Raw genomic sequence first — 19,492 nt, 5'->3', positions numbered from 1 at the left:
AACAGTGATGCAAGCCAAAATTGGCGACAGGTGTCGATTTTTGCATTATAATCGACACTTGTCGGATTGCAACTGTGATAAAAATTGTCTTTGAGTTTCAGGAGGCGGCGTGCCAACGAAAAAAGTGCTCCCAACGATATGCCTGTTTGCGATGTTCGAGTTGAGCGAACCCGCGCCCGTCTAGCAGAAGCCGTGCTGGCTCTGGCCGCTGAACGCGATATCAACAGTGTCTCGGTTGCTGAGTTAACACGATGCGCGGGCGTGAACCGTGGCACATTCTACGACCATGCTCAGTCACCGGCGGCGCTGTTGACGCATGTGCTTGCGAGCGAGTTAGATGAAGTTCGTCGTATAGGCATGGACAGATTACGCCAGGATGGCTTACTGCTGCGTCACTTAACGCGCAGCACACTGCAAGGCATTTTCCAGCATGTGTTAAAGCATGAACAGATTTATGCGGGCCCAAGTCATTCAACTTCTGTGTACGCACTACGAATAGTGCTGGCCGAGCATATTGAACAGTCCACACGTCTGATTTTAAGTGGTGGTTTTGCTATCCCACCAATGATGGATCCACATACTCTGCCGCTATTTGCTTCTTATTTGGCTCATGGTGTTGCTGGCGCGGTGGAAGCCTGGTTACGGATCCCGGCACCCCGGGATGAAGAGATGTTGTTGGCAGTCATCGAAGCTATGTATCCGGCGTGGTTGGCACCAGAACATGCGCCAGCGCCAAGCTTGGACAATGCGTGACTTATGCCATAAATGGTGATTGCACCTTTGCGTCAATACGCCTATGTGAACGGCAGCAGACTGTGCTAATTGGGCAATAAAAAGGGCACTTTAATCGTGCCCTAATGGTTTGCCTGAGCGGTTACAAATCGCGGAATTTCTGCCGTAGCGCCTCATCTCTATCCACCACAATGGCTTCTAATGTCACCACGCGCTGTTTTAGATCTGCCACTTCCTGTTGTAACGCTTCGAGTTGATGCGAGTCCTGTTGTTGTCGCCCGTTGTAGTCCTTAACCAGGGTAACAACAAAGTAACCAATAACGATGATAGCAATCAGCGAAATTAAGCCCATTTCAGTCTCCTTTAACTCGTTAAAGAACGCTGACCATAGCCGCATGGTCAGCGTTTTCGTTAGCGAGTAATTTTCTCAGCAACCACCACACAACGTTGTTCTTCCTGTAACAGTTCTTTCAGTGTCCGCATGGTGATTACCGACAAGGTCGGATTATCTTTTACCGCTTGTTGCAGGCGGTTGACGGAACTGTGGTTACATTCTGTTGGGATCATGGTTGGTGCATAAGTGCGCATAAATACTGGCCCTTTGCTCTGATCCATTTGTGCCAGCGTATCGAGCCGTTCTTCAGCCGTTGCCGCATTTAAGCGTTGTTGCTCTGCTGGATACAGATTGGCCATGGCGATGCGCAATTTCGGGAAGGCTTCACCACTCTGATTTTGGATCCGGCCAAGCCATTCCCGTTTGATGTCTGCTTCTGGACGGATCACGGTTGCAGCGAGTGCAGCTTTAATGCCGGTATCGCTATTATCTTTGGCCGCTTCCTGTTTAAGCAGGGCTTTGCTACCTGGATAATCATAACGATTCAGTTGCCGTACTATGTACCAGCGGGTGTCTTGATCCAGCGTAATCCCATCAAGTTTGGCTTGTCCGCTGAGCAATTTTTCCAAGTGTGTTAGCGCTTCTGTATCACGGGCAAAATCGATGTAGGCATTAAACCAGCGGCGTTGCAGGTCGCTATTCCCTGCGGTTTCCATGGTCAACCGCAGGCTCATTTGGGCCAGTGCACGTGTGACTTTGTCACGATAATCGGCATGCAGCGGCGCCATCTGTGCTAACCAATGCTGGCTGGTGTGTAATGTCCGCAGGATCTGACCAATCAGTGTGTAATCCTGCTCTTTCGGCAAGTTCACAAAGACAGTATCGAGATAGTCGTTCAGCGGCAGATTGCCAGCCATAACACTGTCCCACAAACTTTGCCATAACATGGCGCGCAGCAAGGGGTCGCTAACCCCGGCGAGGTGGTCGCGCGCGGTAGCAAAGGATCTGTCATCCAGTTTTACTTTGACAAATCCCCAGTCGTCATAGTTGGGATACACCAGATCCGGGCATTGTTCCCCAATCAGTGCGGGGACTTGGGTGCTGGCCCCCTGATAGGTTACGGCCACGGTTTTGCTCAGTGTTAACTGCTGATGCTGTTTGTGCAGTAGTGCTATCTGCACTTTTTGCTCGCGCAGTGTTGCTTGTCCGGTAACGGCGGGAGCTTGAGTCAAGGTAAAGTTGCTGATGCTACCGTTGCTACACTGGAAACTGGCTTCAAGGCTATTCACCCCCGCAGTGTACAGCCAGTCCTGAGTCCATTGGCTTAAATCACGGTGAGCGGCCTTCGCTAAGCTGCCAATGAAATCGTCCAAGGTGGCATTTTGCCAGGCATAAGTATGTAAATACTCGCTAACGCCTTTACGGAACACCTCTTCGCCTAACAGATGACGCAGCTGTTTTAGCACTGAGGCCCCTTTGGAATAGGTGATGGCATCAATGTTATCGAAAGCGTTACCCGTAGTTGGAACTGGCACTTCAATTGGGTGGGTGGTGACGCGGCTGTCCTTGTCATAGGCATTTTGCTTCCCACCGGCATAAAAACTGCGCCAAGCATAATCAAACTCGGTAGCGTTAGCGGTAGCCAGCGTACCCATGAATGAGGCAAAACTTTCGTTAAGCCATAAGCCGTTCCACCACTTCATGGTCACCAGATCGCCAAACCATTGGTGTGCCATTTCATGCAGGATCACGCCGGCCAGCATCTGCTGCTGATCCTTGGTCATTTTAGCTTTGTAAAGGAAACGCCCCTCTGCAAAAGTGATGGCACCAGCGTTTTCCATCGCGCCGTACAGGAAGTCAGGTACTAACACCTGATCGTACTTTTTGAACGGGTATTTTACGCCAAAATAGTTCTCAAAAAATTTCAACCCTGCTGAGGTATAACGGAACCAGTCCTGCGGATAAACCTGTGAGGCCACTGATTGGCGGGCAAACAGGCGCATGGGGTAGGGACCGCTCTTGTCGTCTTGCCACATGTGGTACGGGCCAGCATGTAGTGAGAAGTTGTACGGACTCAACTTAGGGCTTACTGGAAAATGCCAAACACGGAAATTGCCATCATTGACGATGTTTTCTTCTCGGGTGGCACTGATCACTTGCCAGTCTGCGGGGGCACGAACAGTAAGCTTGTAGGTGGCCTTGATATCCGGTTGGTCGAACACGGCAAACATCTGTTGTGCCGCGGCGGGCTCAAAATGGGAGTACAGATAAACTTTGCCATCGACCGGATCAACAAAACGGTGCAGCCCTTCACCGTTAGTGGAATGCTTACGGGTAAAGCTGACTTTCACCAGATTATCGCCTTTTAGCAATAACTTGGGATTCAGGCTCAGGTACAGGCCGTTGTAGTTTGGATACAGCACATGCCCATTGATCTCTAACCGTTGAATATTGGCTTTGTTGAGATCCAATGTTAGAGGATTGCTGTTATCCGCCAAGGTGAAATGGATGGTGGTCTGATTGGCAAAGCTGTCGCTGCCATCGAGCTTAAAATCCAGATCATAACTGACATTGCTGACTCTGGCTGAGCGTGCCATTGCTTGTGCTTGTGTCAGATAGGGGAGTTATCCCGCGAGGGAACTTGGGTGTTATTGGTGCTGCCAGGCACTGAGTGCGGCGGTGGCCAGCACTATCATGCCAAACTGCTTAATCCGCATAAGCGACTTCACTGTTGATTCCTTGCTATTTTGTTGTGTTTGTCTTGAAGGTGGCTTTTCGAGCCAGCGTTATAACTTACGTCAAATACTGTTAAATACCAAAACAGAAGTGTTACAAAAAAGCCGCCAGTCGGCGGCTTCATTGGCAGTTTCGGCTTACAGTCCGAGGAACGATTTGCTACGGGTCTTGCGGATCTCTTTCTCGTCTGACCATTCGATCAGCCCGGTTTCCAGATCCATCAGCCGCATGGTCATCTTGTAATAGACGTCTTTAGTGCTGCCATCCTGCTTAACTATGCTGGATAAGTTGCCGTAAAGCATATATTGCGCGCCGATCTGACGACCAAACTTGATGGCGGTAGAAGGATCGACCATGCCCGCATTATTCTGATAATCCAGTTGTTTGCGAACTGAATCGACTTTGGTCATATCGATAAAGCGGAATTTACCGGAGCGCAGTAATTTGTTACTGATGGAATCGGTGACCGATTCGGTATCGATATGTTCTGAAGTTTTATTCTTGATGGAATCCACAAAAATAATGGGCCGACTGTTGGCGGTGAGTGCCACTACCGATGGGAAGGTCATCATGCTGTCTACCATCTTGTCGGTAATCGCTTGCAGATCGGTAGAGCCGAAATTCTCGTTGACGGTTTCCACTTCGGTGGCATCACCATATTCCACCTTGGATTGACAGGCGGAGAGCCCAATAGCCATCGCCATCAGTATAAGCAACTTAAAGTGTTTCATAGTCCGTTCCATTTCCATGTTGTCAAATCAATCTAGTATAAAAACGCGTCACATTGCCAGTATCTATTACCCAAACCAGCGTAGTTTTACCACGCTGAACCTGAATCTCTGTCGTACCGTGCAGCAGATTTATCTGATAAGTGCCGGCATTTACATAGCTGTGGGCTATCTGTGCCGCTGCGGGCAGGGTTAACCAACTGCGGCGATCAGCCTGTTCTGTTACCACGTTGAAAATCTGCATCAGAACACTGCCAACCGTCTGACCATTACGACCTTCCGCTTGCCGTGCGAGTTCAGATTTAGCGTAAACTCGGGCGACTTGCCGCGCCAACAACCAAGGTAATTGTTCTTTCAATGCCGTCATCGCCAGTGCGCCGATATTGACTACGGGCGCGGTAACTAAAGGCGTTCCCAGGCCGTTAATGGTATCACCACTGGGCGAGAGATAATTGCCTCGATAGGTTGGCAGCGAGATAGTTTGCCAATTGCCATTGATAGTAAAGGGCACGCCAAAACTGTCTTTGTAAGGCACAAATCCCTGCTCCACAATAAACACCACTTTCCCCTGGTTGGCAGCGGGGTGTTGGGCTTCCCCAACGCTGGCGGAACTCATCGTACTGTGGCATCTGTAAGGCTTTGGCGAGCCTGACTAAATCCTGTTGGATATAGGGGTTTTCTGGTGCTAGCTGCGCCGCTTTACGGTAGTCGATAAAGGCATCGTTAGCTTCGCCCAGCAGTTCGTGCAGCAGTCCAGTGACATAATAGCTGTAGGCACTGAGAAATGAGCTGGTCAGATTTCCCGATGCCTGGCTGAGACGCGCCATCTCGGCACTTACGGTACCGTTTTCCATCTGCTGCACCGTTTTGCTGGAGGCTTCATAGCGCTGTTGTTCTAACTGTTGCAGTTCGTTGCTGCGGCGAACTTCTACTAAGGCTCCAGCCGTATCGCCGCTGAACAGGTAATTGAGCGCTTGATACTGATGCACCAAAATGCGCTCATAACCTGGGCCGCGATAAGGGATGACGTTATCATTGACTAGCAGGCTGCTACCTTTAGCGCCAACATCTGACAGACTTATCTGTGCCTGAGCGTCATATTTTTCATAGTCGTTTACGGCCGCCTGATAAAAATCCTTACTGGCCGTGAAATCGCCCGCTATTTGTGCCACCCGACCGGCTTCTTCCGCGTAAAGTAAGCCATCTCGACTGCTGATACCGTCTGCCAGTTTGTTGATAGTGGCTTTGGGCTCGGCAGAATTAAGGGCTTTTTGGTTTCTGCCAGTTGGCTCGGATAGGCAATCAGTACGCTGTTATAGGCACAACCTTGTAGTAACAAGAGTAAGAGTAACCATGGCCAGCAGCGAAAACGGCGCAATCTCACTGTTGTGTCTCCTGCTGCAATGCCAGTCTTTCTCGGAGGGTAATGCCATTAAGATGGTCAAATTCATGCTGAAAGATGCGGGCGATAAATCCCGTTAGTTGCTCCTGGCACCACTCTCCGGTCAAATCCTGATAGCGCACTTCCAGTGCCTGATGTCGCAGAATGCTGCAGCGCTCGCCTGGAAGTGATAGACAGCCTTCATCACCGTCGACCATCTCAGTCGAGCAGCGCAACACTTGCGGGTTGATCACCACTTGTGGTGGCATCACTGGCGCATCTGGGTAACGTGGGTTGGGATTAGAAGCCATGATGAATAACTGCACACTGCGGTTAACCTGAGGTGCTGCAATCCCGACACCGTTAGCGGCTTTCATGGTTTGCAGCATCTCGTCAGCCAACGCGCGCAACGCATCGTCGAACACAGTTACAGGTGCGGCTGTCTGCGTCAATACTGCCTGTCCATGGGTCATTATGGTCAGCATCCGTTATCCCTCAGTTTCTGGTGACAAGCGCTGCCCGCATTAATAATGCGGTGGCGGCGTTTCTTCACCTTGGGTCGCAATATTGCTTGGTTCAATGACTTTCAGTTTGGAAATGATCAATTGTAACTGGAATTGCTGTTCCGCTACGACTTTATTTAGGGCGATAACCTCTTGATTCAGCTCTTCCAGTGTGATCTCCTGAAATGCCAATTTGGTTTCCAGTTCTTCGATCCTGTTCGCCGTTTGTTGCATTTTCTACCTCTGTTCCGGTATTTGCCAGCGCTCCAGTAAGCTGGTGCTGCTGAGACTCTGGACACTATTTCCCTGCCATTGTGACACAGAGTAAACCACCGCGCTCTGTGGCAGTGGCTTGTTCGGTAAAGAAACCTGCCAGCTGGCGATTTTTTTGCCAGTGGCAGTCTGCCATAGCTGTAGTTCTCTGGCGGGGGTGCCAGTCAGCAAACGCGTGTTGTTTTGGATAAAGCGGGCGCTGGAAAAGTTCATCTGTCGGGTGGTAATTTTCAATTTACTGATGGTTTTGCCACTGAGACCGTCGCGGATCCAAGCATCCCCCGTGCTGTCTGACATAAACAGCAGCCGACCGTCGGGACTCATGGTGACGTTTAGCACTCGCGATGGCAACTGCCACTGTTGTTGAATCTGGGCGTTCCCTGTATGCCACAGCAGCACTTTGGCGGCGTTGTCTGCCGTTAACGCCAAACTGCCGTCGGCCGAGATGGCAACGCTGTTGACCTTTTCATGATGCCCCAGAAATTTTATCAGCACCTGATGCTGCGGATTGAGCGCCATAACGCTGCCATCGGCTAGCCCCGCCAGGAACTGACCATTGTTAGCAACTGCAACCGCTTGTGCCGTGACGGGTAACGACCACCAGCCGAGGGCGCTGCCATCTGCCGTACGCCACAGCGCTACCGAATCATTGCTCATGGTAATGGCATACTGATTGTTGGGAGAGATGTCGGTGGCAATCACGTCATTGTTCTGGCTGCCTTGGATCCAGTGATAACGTGGTTGGGGCTGGTTAACATCCCAGAAGAAGATGCCATCCTTATTACTGAGCAGGGCATACTGACCATCCTGAGACAGGCTGGCACTGTAACTGGGCTCCGTTAGCAGCGTTTTACTGCTGAGTGGCGACGGTGAACAGCTCACCAATATTGCCCCCAGCAGCAATGCCGAACAAATTTGCAACAAACGGTAAAAATCCATGAACTAGTCCTGCCGTTAATGGTCTGTTTTCCGTGAACCATGTATCGTTGCAGCAATCATCTAGCTGCCGTTATGCTCGCTTTGTAAGTTATCGGCAACTGGTATAAAGTGAGTCGCTCTAACTATTTTAGGTTAATTGTAACCAACTGAAGATCCCGAGGAAGCTTTTCATGAGACCATTTTACAAATTTTCATTGGTAGCGCTGGCTGTGATTGGGCTGGCGGCTTGTAACCAGGAACAGAAAACCGCCGCAAGTGATACCAATGTACAACTGAACACTGATACTCAGAAAGAAGCATACAGTGTCGGGGCTTCCATCGGGCGTTACATGGCTGGTCATATCAAGGAACAGGAAGAACTCGGGATCCCGGTTGATCGTGAGCTGATTGTTGCAGGGTTTAAACAGGGGCTGGCGGGCAATATTCAGCTCAAGGATGATGAAATGCAAAAAATCCTTGAAGCGCTGGATAAGAAAGTAAATGACAAGCGCCAGACCAAAGCCAAAGAAGTGTCAGACAAGAATCTGCAAGATGGTCAGCACTATCTGGAGCAAAACAAGAGCAAAGCCGGGGTGAAGACCACTGAATCTGGCCTGCAATATGAAGTGCTGCAAGAAGGCACAGGTGCCAAGCCAAAAGCAGAAGATACTGTCAAAGTGAAATACAAAGGTATGCTGCTTGATGGTACCGAGTTTGACAGCACAGATAAGCATGGTGGCGAACCTATCGAATTTCCGCTAAACCGCGTTATCCCCGGCTGGACTGAAGGTGTACAACTGATGTCTGTGGGCGCTAAATATCGTTTCGTGATCCCCGCTGCCCTAGCTTATGGTGACCGCGATATGGGCACTATTCCTGCCAACTCCACCTTGATTTTTGAAGTGGAATTGTTGGGCGTTACACCCGCTGCTGATGCCGAAAAGCCAGCCGCTGATGCGACCAAATAAAATTACCGTTTGAATGAGAAAAGGGACGCTTGTCGTCCCTTTTCTGTTCCTGTACTGCGTCCGTGGCACTAGCCACAAAGTTACAACCAGCGGAAACGATAGAACAACCACAGTTGCAACCCCACCAACAACAGCAGAAAACCACAAAATGCCGCAAATGCCCAGTGGCTATCAGCGCCAGGAATCCCGGCAATATTGACCCCTAGCAAGCCTGTGAGAAACCCCAACGGCAGGAAAATCGCACTGATTAAGGCCAGAAAATACAACCGCTGATTCAGCGCCTCGGTTTGCCGATTTTGCAGTTCTTCCTGTGCCACGGTGGCACGTTCACGGATGGAATCGAGGTCTTCAATACCACGCATCAGCGTATCGCTGATCTCGCCAAAGCGCCGTTTCTGGCTGTCATCAAACAAGTTGGCCGGGTCATTGAGCAACTTGATATAAGCTTCCCGTTGCGGTGCCAGATAGCGGCGCAAGACGACCGTTTGGCGCCTGAGTTCTGCCACATCGACTCTTAACTCCCGGCCTTCACCGGATACCAGCAACTCTTCCATATCGGCCAACTTGTCTTCTAGCTGGTCGATAAAATCGATTTTACGATCGGTCAGCCGATCGCACAGTGACAGCAGAAAATCACCACTGTTTTGCGGCCCACCGCCATCGCTAATGGCTTGTTGGATTTCTTTAACCGACAACAATTCACGACTACAGGTACTGATGATCCTTTGCTGATCAATATACAAACGGATTGACACCATGTCTTCTGGGTCCGCACCTGGATTAAGGTTTATGCCCCGCAGCGCCAGTAATAGGCCGTTGCCCGCTCGGACAATGCGTGGACGGGTATCTTGTACTAGCAAGGCGTCAGTTTCTAATGGTGGCAGTTTGCAGATGTTTTTCAGCCAGTGACGTGTTTTTTTATGCTTGTAGTCAAAATGCAGCCACAACAAACCGTCCTGAGGTTGCCAATTGCCAGCTTGTTCCAGTGTCAGGTGTTGGCTGGCGTTCGTGCCGTTGAGCAGTAAACCGCTGATGAGTCCTTCTGCCATGGAAACTCCTAATCTCTGTTGATAATCAAAAACTAACGCAGTTAGGCCAGAAAAAGAAGTGTTGGCGCAAGGATTGAACAGCATTCCTGTGGTGGCTGAGTTAAAATTAACGGTGAAAATTCATTTGCGTGAGAAAATCCATGGAATACGAATTTCGGCGCAATCCCATTACCGGTCTGCCGTTGGCCCGTTTCAGTATGGAACATGAAGTCCTTGGGCGCTGGTTTTCAGAGGAATTGGCAGAAGACAAAACGCTGTGCGAACAGTTAACTACCGCTATTGTGGCATTGCAGCAGGGGAAATTGCAGGAATGGCGCTGGATTGGCCACGATCTGACACTGGAAATGGACGCTGAGCAGGTTCGGGTATTCGCCAATGTTTTAGGCTATGACGTTCCCAGCGATAGTGCCGAAGAGGGGTTATCGTTTTACGATGCGGAATCGGCGGCAGATTGCGGATTAGAAGATTTTCAGGCCGTATTACAGAGTTGGTGTGACTATCTCGCTGGCCGCTAAGCCGTTGGTCTGTTGAGTGGGTGACAGCAAAGCCAACGTTTTGTGGTTGGCTTTATGCGTGCCCTCTTGACGTTAGCGGTTTAGGTAACGTACGGCTATTTCGGTGCGTGATTTGGCGTTGGCTTTGCGCAGCAGGTTTTTGACGTGCACCTTGACGGTTCCTTCACTGATATGCAGCACTTCAGATAACATGCGGTTGCTCAGCCCTTCGGCCAAATGTTGTAGTAGTTGCAACTCACGCGGGGTGAGGGCTTCAATCCAGTCCTCTTCGTTGCTGCTATTCATCTCCAGCATAAATTCTGCGACTTCACTGCTTATCACCCGTTGCCCAGACATGGCTTTTTTCAACTGTTCTAACAACAGATCGGGTTCGGTATCTTTGAGCAGATAGCCATCGGCACCAGCTTTCAGTAAGCGCACCACATCCTGTTTGGCATCCGATACCGTCAGAATCACAATCCGCGAAGTCACGTCTTCCTGTCTGAGGGCGTTGAGTGTGTCCAGCCCCGACATCCCTTTCATGTTGAGATCGAGCAATATGATGTCAGGTTCATTGTCAACGATTGCCGACAATGCATCTATGCCGCTACCAGCCTCGCCAAACAGGGTAAAGTCACCGTCTGACTCTAGCAGTTGGCAAATGCCTCGACGCAACAAGGGGTGATCATCGACCACCAACACAGAATAGGGTTTAGTCATTGTCTGACTCCAGTTGGGGCGGAAATATCAAGGTGACGGAAGTACCGCCAGCATGGTTGCTGGAAAAACTTACTTCACCTGAAAGGCGGCTGGCGCGCTCATGCATGATCCCTATGCCAAAATGCTGATCTCGCTCCTTGAGATGATTGATGCCAATACCATCGTCACTGATTTCAATTTGCACCATATTATCGGCATTTCTTTCACACGAAACTTTGATTTGGCTGGCATTTGCATGTTTGATGGCATTCAGTGTGGCTTCGCGCGTCAATTGTAGAATATGAATATGCTGGTGGGCGGCCAGTAGCTGTGATGGCAGTTTGTAGTCTAAGACAATACGCGTTGAGGTTTGCGATTTTAACTGCTCCAGCATGGCCTCCAAGGCGTTGCGTAGATTGGGTTCTTTGACCGTCAGCCGAAAAGTAGACAGCAGTTCCCGCAGTTGCAGATAAGCGGTGCTGACACCGTCATTGAGTTCGTTCAGTTGTTTATCGACTTTATCGGTGCGGCAACTGGCGTTGAGACTTTTACGTAGCAGGCTGATCTGGATCTTTAAAAACGACAGTAGTTGTCCTAGCGAGTCGTGAAGCTCACGGGCAATGACCGCACGTTCTTCCAGCAACGCCAGCTGTTGCCGTTCTTCACTGGCATTGTGGATGATGATGGAGCGCGCCAACATGATGGCAAAATTTTCAAACAGTACAGCGTTCAACGCCCTTGGTGATATCACTTCCAGATAGCCCAGCCGCTTGCCTTCAAATTTCACCTCAAAGTGGGTGGCGGGTTGGTTTTGTGGCCATTCGTCATCAGCCGAGATGATATCCATCTCTTCGTCATCTTGTTGAATGATCAGGCGTACATGACAAAGCTTTTCATAGTTCCTTAATTTTATTAATGATTTTCGCATTAAATCGGTATTAAGCGTACCCGAATTAAGCATGATCAAATTGTCATAGAGAAACGTCAGCTCATTATTGGCTTTGGTCAGTGCTAAGGTTTTTTCTTGTACTTGTGATTCTAGCCCACCATACAAGGCTGCCAGTTCCTTCACCGTGTAGTGCAAGGCTTCAGATAAGGCACTTAACTCCACATATTCGGTATCAGGCAAGGTGACATTGAAATCTCCTTTGGCGATGGTGTTGGCCGACTCCATCATCTGCCTTAACGGTACTGCCACCTTGCGACGCATAAAGCGGACAGTGATAAAGGCGATTACCAGCATCAAGCCGAGCCCAATGATCTGGCTGAGCACCAGCAAACGTAATTTGAACGCTGCATGGTGTTCCATCTCTGAAACCAACATATCGATGGTGTCGACAAAATCCTTTACCGATGCAGCATAGTCCCGGGAGTTTTCTTGCTGGGCGTACGTTTTCATCACTTGCCACTTACGGATCACCAATTGGTATTGTTGTTTTAGTGCTTTGGGGGATGACCAGTCCATAGAGCGTGTGAGTGCATCTGAATGAAGCGTTGTCTCGAACTCCTGGATCTTAGTTTCAACCTGATGGCTACCCGCATTGGCATAAAATAACAATCGATAACTTTGCATACGCAAAGAACCGGAGGCATTGATGGCTTTGGCATCCCCTAAACTGTAGCTAAGGCTAATGATGGCAAATGTTGCAAGACCACTGGACAGTAGGATCAACAGCAACATCAGCCAAAAAATGGAGGCGGTAAGGCTGCCGCGTTTCATCAGAGTTACTCCAATCTCAGCTGATTTCGCAAAAGTATAAGCGTTTCAGCAACTACGAATGACAAGAGCTTAACAGAGCAACTCGCTAAATCCATATAACGGACGCTATATAACGCATGGCTGTTTTAGCATTAAATAAATTTACTTAACAAAAACTTAAAAATGTGACCCACATCTACTTTACATTTTGATCTGGCGCATATTTGCCGCCCAATATCTCCTTAGAGGTATTTTTAAGGAAGCTTTTTGTGGCTAATTTCACTACGAAATGTCGTGGCTTTGGCCCATACAATAAAATGACTCGGAGATAAGATGGTGAACAATTTCAGCAAAAAATCTGTTGCACTCGGTGTACTGGTTGCTGCTTCTGCCATGGTTGCAGGCGCTTTCGCCAGTGATAAAACTGAGCCGCGCAACGATATCTACAAAGATAAATTTAGTAAGCAATACAACAGCTGGCATGACACAGCCAAGAGCACTGAGAACACGGATTTACTGGCGGCAGATCCTAATCTGGTGATTCTGTGGGCAGGCTATGGTTTTGCCAAAGATTACAATGCACCGCGTGGCCACATGTATGCGGTGACTGATGTGCGCAGCACTTTGCGTACGGGTGCGCCGCGTACTGCCGAAGACGGTCCCATGCCCATGGCTTGTTGGAGCTGTAAGAGTCCAGATGTTCCTAGAGTCATCGAAGAACAAGGGGAATCTGGTTATTTTACTGGGAAGTGGTTCAAAGGCGGGGCAGAGATCACTAACACTATTGGTTGCTCTGACTGCCATGAAAAAGGCTCTCCAAAACTGCGTGTGAGTCGTCCATTTGCGGAGCGAGCATTTGAGACTATCGGCAAGCCCTTCGATAAAGCTTCACATGCTGACAAGCAGTCTATGGTGTGTGGTCAGTGTCATGTGGAGTATTACTTCGAAAAAGTGGATGGCCGCAAAGGTTTTGTTAAGTTTCCATGGGATGACGGTATGACCGTTGAAAAGATGGAAGCCTATTATGACAAGATCGATTTTGCCGACTGGACCAATAAAATTTCTAAAACGCCAATGCTGAAAGCACAGCATCCAGGCTATGAAACTTGGTCTTTGAGCGTACATGGGCAAAATAATGTTTCTTGTGTTGATTGCCATATGCCAAAAGTAACCAATGCTGAAGGCAAGCGTTTTACCGATCATAAAGTAGGTAATCCATTTGATCGTTTTGAAGAAACCTGTGCTCGTTGCCATAGCGCCAGCAAAGAAGTGATGCTGGGACAGTACGAAGCAGGCAAGAAGAAAGTAAAAGAACTGAAAGCTAAAGCCGAAGAGCAGTTAGTGCATGCTCACTTTGAAGCGGGTGCGGCTTGGGCTGCTGGTGCCTCTGCTGATGAGATGAAACCTATCCTAACCGATATCCGTCATGCACAGTGGCGTTGGGATTACGCTATCGCCTCTCATGGTGTGTATGCGCATAATCCTACCGAAGCGTTACGCATCCTGGGCTCCTCTGTTGAGATTGCCGGTAATGCGCGGATTAAACTGGCGCAGTTGCTAACCGCCAAAGGTGTTAAGCAACCAGTGGCGATTCCTGATATTTCCACCAAAGCTAAAGCTCAAGCTGCCGTTGGCCTGGATATGACTAAGCTGGTGTCTGAGAAAGAAGCCTTTAAGAAAGAAGTATTACCCGTATGGGATGCTGAAGCGAAAAACGCGAAGCGACATACAAGTAACTATCTTAGCGTTTAATGACAATAAAAATCCCTGCATTCACTATGCGGGGATTTTTTTAGAAGGCTATTTAATCAATGACAGCAACTGTCGAAAACGCTCGCCAGAAGCTTGCTGCTGTAACTCAAACAACAATGATTCTGTTTGGGTGAGCCAAGCGCCACGTTGTTGCATCATCTGTAACCCCAATACTCGATTTTCTGGGCTGCGAGAGTCTACGGCATCGGCAATAACATGTACGTCTAACCCTTCGTTTAACAGATCGCAGCAAGTCTGATAGACACAAATATGTGTTTCAATACCTGCGAGAAGCACTTGGCGACGACCACTGGATTGTAACTGTTGCCGAAAACTATCGCATTGCCAGCCACTGAAGTGTTGTTTAGCAATGGGTTGGGTGTATTGCTGGAGAATGGTGGCGAGTTCAGCACTGGTGGCGCCGAGTTTGTCTGGCAGTTGCTCTAGCCATAACACGGGTATATCAAACAGCGGCATGGCTTGCGCTAGGATCTGCAAGCGTTGGTGTAGCTGTGTTGTCTGCGACATGATGCGGGCAAGCTTACCCTGCACATCCACAACCACTAAAATGGTTTCTGTGCTTTGCAACATAACTCCCTCCGTAACAAATAATCCCTGACAAATTAACCTGTTCCGGCACAGTTACCAATAAGGCCAAAGTCGATTCGTGAACGCCTCAAAATTGTGCATTCATGAAATCATTGAACCATTTTGGTGCATTTACGCTGGCAGAAATCTAGCAGGTTTTATCTAAGTTATTATAAAACAAAAATTTAACATCTTGGCCTGATGATTGAATTGCACAAACCAACATCACACACAAAAAAGGCGATTTGGGAGGTCTGGATGAAATTAGTCAGCGCAATCATCAAGCCATTTAAGCTTGATGATGTCCGCGAGGCCATTGCGGGCATTGGCATTGAAGGTATGACAGTCACTGAAGTGAAAGGGTTTGGGCGTCAGAAAGGTCATACTGAGCTTTACCGCGGAGCGGAATATCAGGTGGATTTTTTACCAAAAGTGAAACTGGAAATTGCCACCAAAGAAGAGAACCTTGATCACCTGCTGGAGGCTATTACCAATGCGGCTCACACCGGCAAAATTGGTGATGGCAAGATCTTTGTCACTGATCTAGAACAGGTCATCCGTATCCGTACTGGCGAAACTGATAACGAAGCGCTTTAAAGGGGAAAACGATGGAAGAATTAACCAAATTGGGGACTTCAGTGTCAGAGCTGCGCTTTGCACTTGATACGTTCTATTTTTTGATATCCGGTGCGCTCGTTATGTGGATGGCGGCCGGTTTTGCGATGCTTGAAGCTGGGCTTGTCAGAGCAAAAAATACCACGGAAATTCTGACAAAAAACGTGGTGTTATATGCTATCTCTTGCGTGACTTACCTGTTGGTAGGTTATTACATTATGTATGTGGATAATGCCGAAGGTGGCTGGTTACCAAGTTTTGGCGCCTTGATCGGTACTCAAGCGTCAGATGCTACCCATTCATTAGAATCTGATTTCTTCTTCCAGGTAGTGTTTGTTGCAACCGCCATGTCAATTGTCTCTGGTGCCGTTGCTGAGCGCATGAAACTGTGGGCTTTCCTGATATTCAGTGTGGTGATGACGGCCTTTATCTACCCTGTTGAAGGTTATTGGACTTGGGGCGCAGGTTTTCTGTCTGCCGCTGGTTTTTCTGATTTTGCGGGTTCTGGTATCGTCCATTTGGCCGGTGCATCGGCAGCGCTTGCGGGTGTACTGTTACTCGGTGCCCGTAAAGGTAAATATGCAGCAGATGGTTCAGTGAATCCTATTCCAGGTTGTAACTTGCCTCTTGCAACCTTAGGTACCTTTATTCTGTGGATGGGCTGGTTTGGCTTTAACGGCGGTTCTCAGCTAATGGTTTCTGATGCTGAAAATGCTACCGCTGTCGGCAAAGTGTTTGTCAACACTAACTCAGCCGCCGCTTTTGGTGCTGTAGCCGCTTTGATTGTGTGTAAGATGGTTTGGGGTAAGGCTGATTTAACCATGATCCTTAATGGTGCACTGGCTGGCTTAGTGGCGATTACTGCCGATCCTTTACACCCATCACTGGTTATGGCTGGGATCATCGGTTTAGTGGCTGGTGCTCTGGTGGTCTTCTCTATTGTTGCCTTTGATCGCGTTAAGATTGACGATCCCGTTGGGGCTACTTCGGTACACGGTGTCTGTGGTTTGTTTGGTGTGTTGATGGTGCCTGTGTCCAACCCAGATGCCACATTTAGTGCTCAGTTATTGGGTGCCGCTTGTATCTTTGGTTGGGTGTTCATCGCTTCTTTGGTGGTGTGGGCTATTCTGAAAGCCACCATGGGGATCCGCGTCACCGAAGAAGAAGAATACAATGGTGTGGATGCCGCAGACTGCGGGGTAGATGCATACCCAGAGTTTGTGACTGTCAAAAACGCCTGATAATCTCGGTATATAATGAAACAGGGTCCTGCTTGACCCTGTTTTTTTATGGGCGGAGGTAATTATGAAATGGTGCGGGTTAGTGGTGTTACTTTGGTCTGTAAGTGTTAATGCTGGACAGGTGATTGTCAGGGATGCCAGTGAACCTTTTGATGCATTTGCTGTAAGGGATAAATTAATGCAGCAACATGAATGGCAGGAGCAGCTCCGTAACCAACAACAACTGAAGATCTTGCAGGAACTGCCTTTAGGTTGTTTGCAACTGAGTACGCCTTACGTACATTTTCAATGTGGCTCATCCTGGTATCGGCCATATTCATATCAAGGGCATCAACTGTATATTGCGATTCCCCATCCATCGCGGTGATTTCATTTAACCACAGGCAATGCAGTAAAAGCTGATGTAAGCTTATATAAACCTCTTTATGGAGGAACTGTATGTCGGTGGTCTTACAGCGTCTTACCGTGATGATTAGCTTGCTGGCTGGCATTGGTGCCTGCACGGCGGTTCCTGAGCAGTCTGTGGATGCGCCGTCTCTGTGGCAGGATCAGTATTTTCTGCCAGTATCCGATATCCCTGAACCCACTTCTATTTTTGCGTTACCGCCGGCAGTAGTACGCGATGTCAGGTTTGATTTCCAGCACCAATCCGTGGCACAACGCCTATCAGCTCAGCAGTGGCTGGCTAAATATCTGAGTGCTGCCGAGGGCGGATTCCGCTATCAAGACAATGATACTCGTATAGCAGCTGATACCTTTTATCAGCGCCATGGTAATTGTATGTCATTGGTCATACTGACCGCAGCACTGGCAAAAATATTGGATGTTCATGTGATTTTTCAAAGCGTGAAGGTTGCACCTGTTTGGGATCAGCAGGGCAATTTCAATCTATTGAATGGTCATATTAATGTCAGACTAAAAGCGGCAAGCGACAGCAATGTTTATCAGGCATCGGCAGCCGATCTGTTGGTAGATTTTGTGCCGACAGAAACTCTTCGAGCGTACCAAACAGACAAAATTGATGAATCTATGGTGCAGGCAATGTTTTTCAATAACCTAGCTGCTGAAGCAATGGTCAATAACCAGTGGCACCGGGCTTATGCGATGTTGAAAGTTAGTTTGTCTTTGCAGCCGCAATTTATTGCAGCGTTAAATAATCTGGCGATACTTTACCGTAATAACCATCAGTTGCCCATGACCGAGCGCGTTTACCGATATGCATTGCAGTTGCAACCACAGAATCTGACGACACTTTATAACTTTGCGGTATTGTTGGATATGCAAGGACGTTGGGATGAGTGGATTGCGGTGCATCGGATCCTTGAACTAGAGCGTATCCGCAATCCTTATTACTACTATGGCATGGCGCAGCAGGCGTATCGTGAGCAGCGATTTACTGATGCCATCCGCTGGTATCAGTTAGCGATTGAGAAGGCCGATTACCGACATGAGTTTTATTTTGGACTATCTCGTAGCTACTGGGCATTAGGAGAACGAAAGCAGGCGCTTAACAGCCTGAAGAAGGCATTACAGTTGAGCCGCGATGATAATTGGACACTGAGATATCAGGCAAAACTCAACGCCCTGCGGCAGCATTGAATTCGGCTCTTCTCTCTACGCTAGTTTTGCTGGCGAAAGCTAATTGCATCGCGGCGGCATAAAGGCTAGATTTGTTCCTTTCCCCTAAATACTAACTAGCTGGAGCTAAAGAGATACTATGTCGTACCAGAATGATGATGTCAGGATTAAAGAGGTTAAACAATTATTACCCCCTATCGCTATTCTGGAACGATTTCCCGCTACTGATAATGCCTCTGTCACCGTATTTAATGCTCGGCACAGTATCCATAAGATGCTGCGGGCAGAAGATGATCGTTTGTTAGTGGTCATTGGCCCTTGCTCTATTCATGATCCAGATGCCGCAATCGACTATGGCAAACGTCTGCTAGCGCTCAGAGAGCGTTATAAGGCGCAGCTAGAGGTGGTGATGCGGGTGTATTTTGAAAAACCACGAACCACAGTAGGTTGGAAAGGCTTGATCAACGATCCTTATATGGACAAAAGTTTCCAACTTAATGATGGTTTGCGTAAAGCGCGCAAGTTGCTGCTAGAACTAAATGATAGTGGAATGCCAACTGCCGGAGAATTTCTGGATATGATAACGCCACAATATGTGGCTGACCTCATGTGCTGGGGCGCAATAGGGGCAAGAACTACCGAGTCTCAGGTACACAGAGAACTCGCCTCGGGTTTATCTTGCCCAGTAGGGTTTAAAAATGGCACAGACGGCAATATCAAAATCGCCATTGACGCTATTGGTGCTGCGAGTGCCTCCCACTATTTCTTGTCGGTAACCAAATTCGGTCATTCTGCGATTGTCTCTACCAAAGGGAATGAAGATTGCCACATTATTTTGCGTGGTGGTAAAGAGCCAAACTATGATGCGCAATCCGTTGCTGCGACTAAAGAAAAACTGCAAAAAGCCGGATTACCCTGCAATATAATGATCGATATCAGTCACGCCAACTCCCGTAAGGATTTTAGACGGCAGATGCTGGTGGCGGAGGAAGTTGGTCAACAGTTGCGTCAAGGTGAGCAGAGTATTTTTGGCTTAATGGTTGAAAGTAACTTGGTTGAAGGTAATCAAGCGTTAAAAATCGGTCAGCCGTTGCGCTATGGTCAGAGTATTACCGATGCCTGTATTGGCTGGGACGACACTGAAAAGTTGTTAGCAACGCTCAATGACTGTGTGTTGGAACGACGGCAGGCAAACTGAAAAAAT

The 19,492-nt window shown here is 48.5% G+C and carries 17 protein-coding genes and 3 pseudogenes; 9 read left to right on the top strand and 11 right to left on the bottom strand.

Features of this window, described 5'->3' with window-relative positions:
- The first annotated feature begins 138 nt into the window (after positions 1-138).
- Entirely contained in the window at positions 139-753 is a 615-nt protein-coding gene (locus KHX94_RS04940) for a TetR/AcrR family transcriptional regulator (protein ID WP_213682600.1), read from the top strand.
- A 121-nt stretch (positions 754-874) separates the two neighbouring features.
- Here KHX94_RS04940 and KHX94_RS04935 read toward each other — a convergent pair whose 3' ends face one another.
- From KHX94_RS04935 to KHX94_RS04905, 7 genes and pseudogenes are all read right to left on the bottom strand, one after another.
- A complete protein-coding gene (locus KHX94_RS04935; RefSeq protein WP_213682599.1) occupies positions 875-1,084 on the bottom strand; it encodes a Z-ring associated ZapG family protein in 210 nt (69 codons plus the stop codon).
- Positions 1,085-1,143: 59 nt separating this feature from the next.
- Positions 1,144-3,684: pseudogene (gene pepN / locus KHX94_RS04930) on the bottom strand (aminopeptidase N); the annotation flags it as partial.
- Positions 3,685-3,939: 255 nt separating this feature from the next.
- Positions 3,940-4,533, bottom strand: a complete 594-nt coding sequence (lpoB, locus tag KHX94_RS04925) for a penicillin-binding protein activator LpoB (RefSeq protein WP_213682597.1) — start codon at positions 4,531-4,533, stop codon at positions 3,940-3,942.
- A gap of 22 nt (positions 4,534-4,555) precedes the next feature.
- Positions 4,556-5,914, bottom strand: a pseudogene (locus KHX94_RS04920) (COG3014 family protein).
- Positions 5,911-6,396 (bottom strand): peptide deformylase, encoded by a 486-nt coding sequence (def, locus tag KHX94_RS04915; RefSeq protein WP_213682596.1) that lies wholly within the window; start codon positions 6,394-6,396, stop codon positions 5,911-5,913. Before def ends, KHX94_RS04920 begins: the two are co-directional and overlap by 4 nt.
- Positions 6,397-6,435: 39 nt before the next feature.
- Entirely contained in the window at positions 6,436-6,648 is a 213-nt protein-coding gene (locus tag KHX94_RS04910; RefSeq protein WP_213682595.1) for a SlyX family protein, read from the bottom strand.
- Between the two features lie 3 nt (positions 6,649-6,651).
- Positions 6,652-7,626 carry a WD40 repeat domain-containing protein gene (locus tag KHX94_RS04905; protein ID WP_213682594.1) on the bottom strand — a complete coding sequence of 325 codons (975 nt, stop codon included), beginning with the start codon at positions 7,624-7,626 and terminating at the stop codon, positions 6,652-6,654.
- A 170-nt stretch (positions 7,627-7,796) separates the two neighbouring features.
- Between KHX94_RS04905 and fkpA the strand changes: the two genes are divergently transcribed.
- Complete coding sequence (gene fkpA / locus KHX94_RS04900; protein ID WP_213682593.1) at positions 7,797-8,573, top strand: FKBP-type peptidyl-prolyl cis-trans isomerase; 777 nt, start codon at positions 7,797-7,799, stop codon at positions 8,571-8,573.
- Between the two features lie 80 nt (positions 8,574-8,653).
- On the opposite strand, the gene KHX94_RS04895 is transcribed toward fkpA, so the two are convergent.
- Positions 8,654-9,622, bottom strand: coding sequence for a zinc transporter ZntB (locus KHX94_RS04895; protein ID WP_213682592.1), 969 nt, complete (start codon positions 9,620-9,622; stop codon positions 8,654-8,656).
- A 140-nt stretch (positions 9,623-9,762) separates the two neighbouring features.
- Between KHX94_RS04895 and KHX94_RS04890 the strand changes: the two genes are divergently transcribed.
- Positions 9,763-10,137 (top strand): YacL family protein, encoded by a 375-nt coding sequence (locus KHX94_RS04890; protein WP_213682591.1) that lies wholly within the window; start codon positions 9,763-9,765, stop codon positions 10,135-10,137.
- Positions 10,138-10,209: 72 nt separating this feature from the next.
- Here the strand turns inward: KHX94_RS04890 and KHX94_RS04885 are convergent, their stop codons facing one another.
- Entirely contained in the window at positions 10,210-10,836 is a 627-nt protein-coding gene (locus KHX94_RS04885; RefSeq protein WP_213682590.1) for a response regulator, read from the bottom strand.
- Positions 10,829-12,535, bottom strand: a complete 1,707-nt coding sequence (gene narQ / locus KHX94_RS04880) for a nitrate/nitrite two-component system sensor histidine kinase NarQ (RefSeq protein WP_213682589.1) — start codon at positions 12,533-12,535, stop codon at positions 10,829-10,831. Before narQ ends, KHX94_RS04885 begins: the two co-directional genes overlap by 8 nt.
- Before the next feature lie 312 nt (positions 12,536-12,847).
- Between narQ and nrfA the strand changes: the two are divergent.
- A pseudogene (gene nrfA, locus KHX94_RS04875) lies at positions 12,848-14,250 on the top strand (ammonia-forming cytochrome c nitrite reductase).
- A gap of 64 nt (positions 14,251-14,314) precedes the next feature.
- On the opposite strand, the gene KHX94_RS04870 reads toward nrfA, so the two are convergent.
- Positions 14,315-14,857 carry a hydrolase gene (locus KHX94_RS04870; protein WP_213682587.1) on the bottom strand — a complete coding sequence of 181 codons (543 nt, stop codon included), beginning with the start codon at positions 14,855-14,857 and terminating at the stop codon, positions 14,315-14,317.
- Between the two features lie 255 nt (positions 14,858-15,112).
- Between KHX94_RS04870 and glnK the strand changes: the two genes are divergently transcribed.
- The 5 genes from glnK to aroG all read left to right on the top strand — a co-directional run bounded on the left by glnK (position 15,113) and on the right by aroG (position 19,486).
- The gene (gene glnK / locus KHX94_RS04865; protein WP_213682586.1) at positions 15,113-15,451 is read left to right on the top strand and encodes a P-II family nitrogen regulator; all 339 of its coding nucleotides are present in this window, start codon (positions 15,113-15,115) and stop codon (positions 15,449-15,451) included.
- Between the two features lie 11 nt (positions 15,452-15,462).
- Positions 15,463-16,710, top strand: coding sequence for an ammonium transporter (locus tag KHX94_RS04860; RefSeq protein ID WP_213682585.1), 1,248 nt, complete (start codon positions 15,463-15,465; stop codon positions 16,708-16,710).
- 64 nt (positions 16,711-16,774) lie between these two features.
- On the top strand, positions 16,775-17,077 hold the full coding sequence (locus KHX94_RS04855; protein ID WP_213682584.1) for a hypothetical protein: 303 nt from the start codon (positions 16,775-16,777) through the stop codon (positions 17,075-17,077).
- 71 nt (positions 17,078-17,148) lie between these two features.
- A complete protein-coding gene (locus KHX94_RS04850) occupies positions 17,149-18,309 on the top strand; it encodes a tetratricopeptide repeat protein (protein WP_213682583.1) in 1,161 nt (386 codons plus the stop codon).
- Positions 18,310-18,427: 118 nt separating this feature from the next.
- Complete coding sequence (aroG, locus tag KHX94_RS04845; RefSeq protein ID WP_213682582.1) at positions 18,428-19,486, top strand: 3-deoxy-7-phosphoheptulonate synthase AroG; 1,059 nt, start codon at positions 18,428-18,430, stop codon at positions 19,484-19,486.
- Positions 19,487-19,492 lie beyond the last annotated feature (6 nt).

This window comes from Shewanella dokdonensis (assembly GCF_018394335.1).
GTDB lineage: Bacteria > Pseudomonadota > Gammaproteobacteria > Enterobacterales > Shewanellaceae > Shewanella > Shewanella dokdonensis.
The sequence above is the reverse complement of the archived record's forward strand: the minus strand, read 5'-3'. Positions and strand labels throughout refer to the sequence as shown.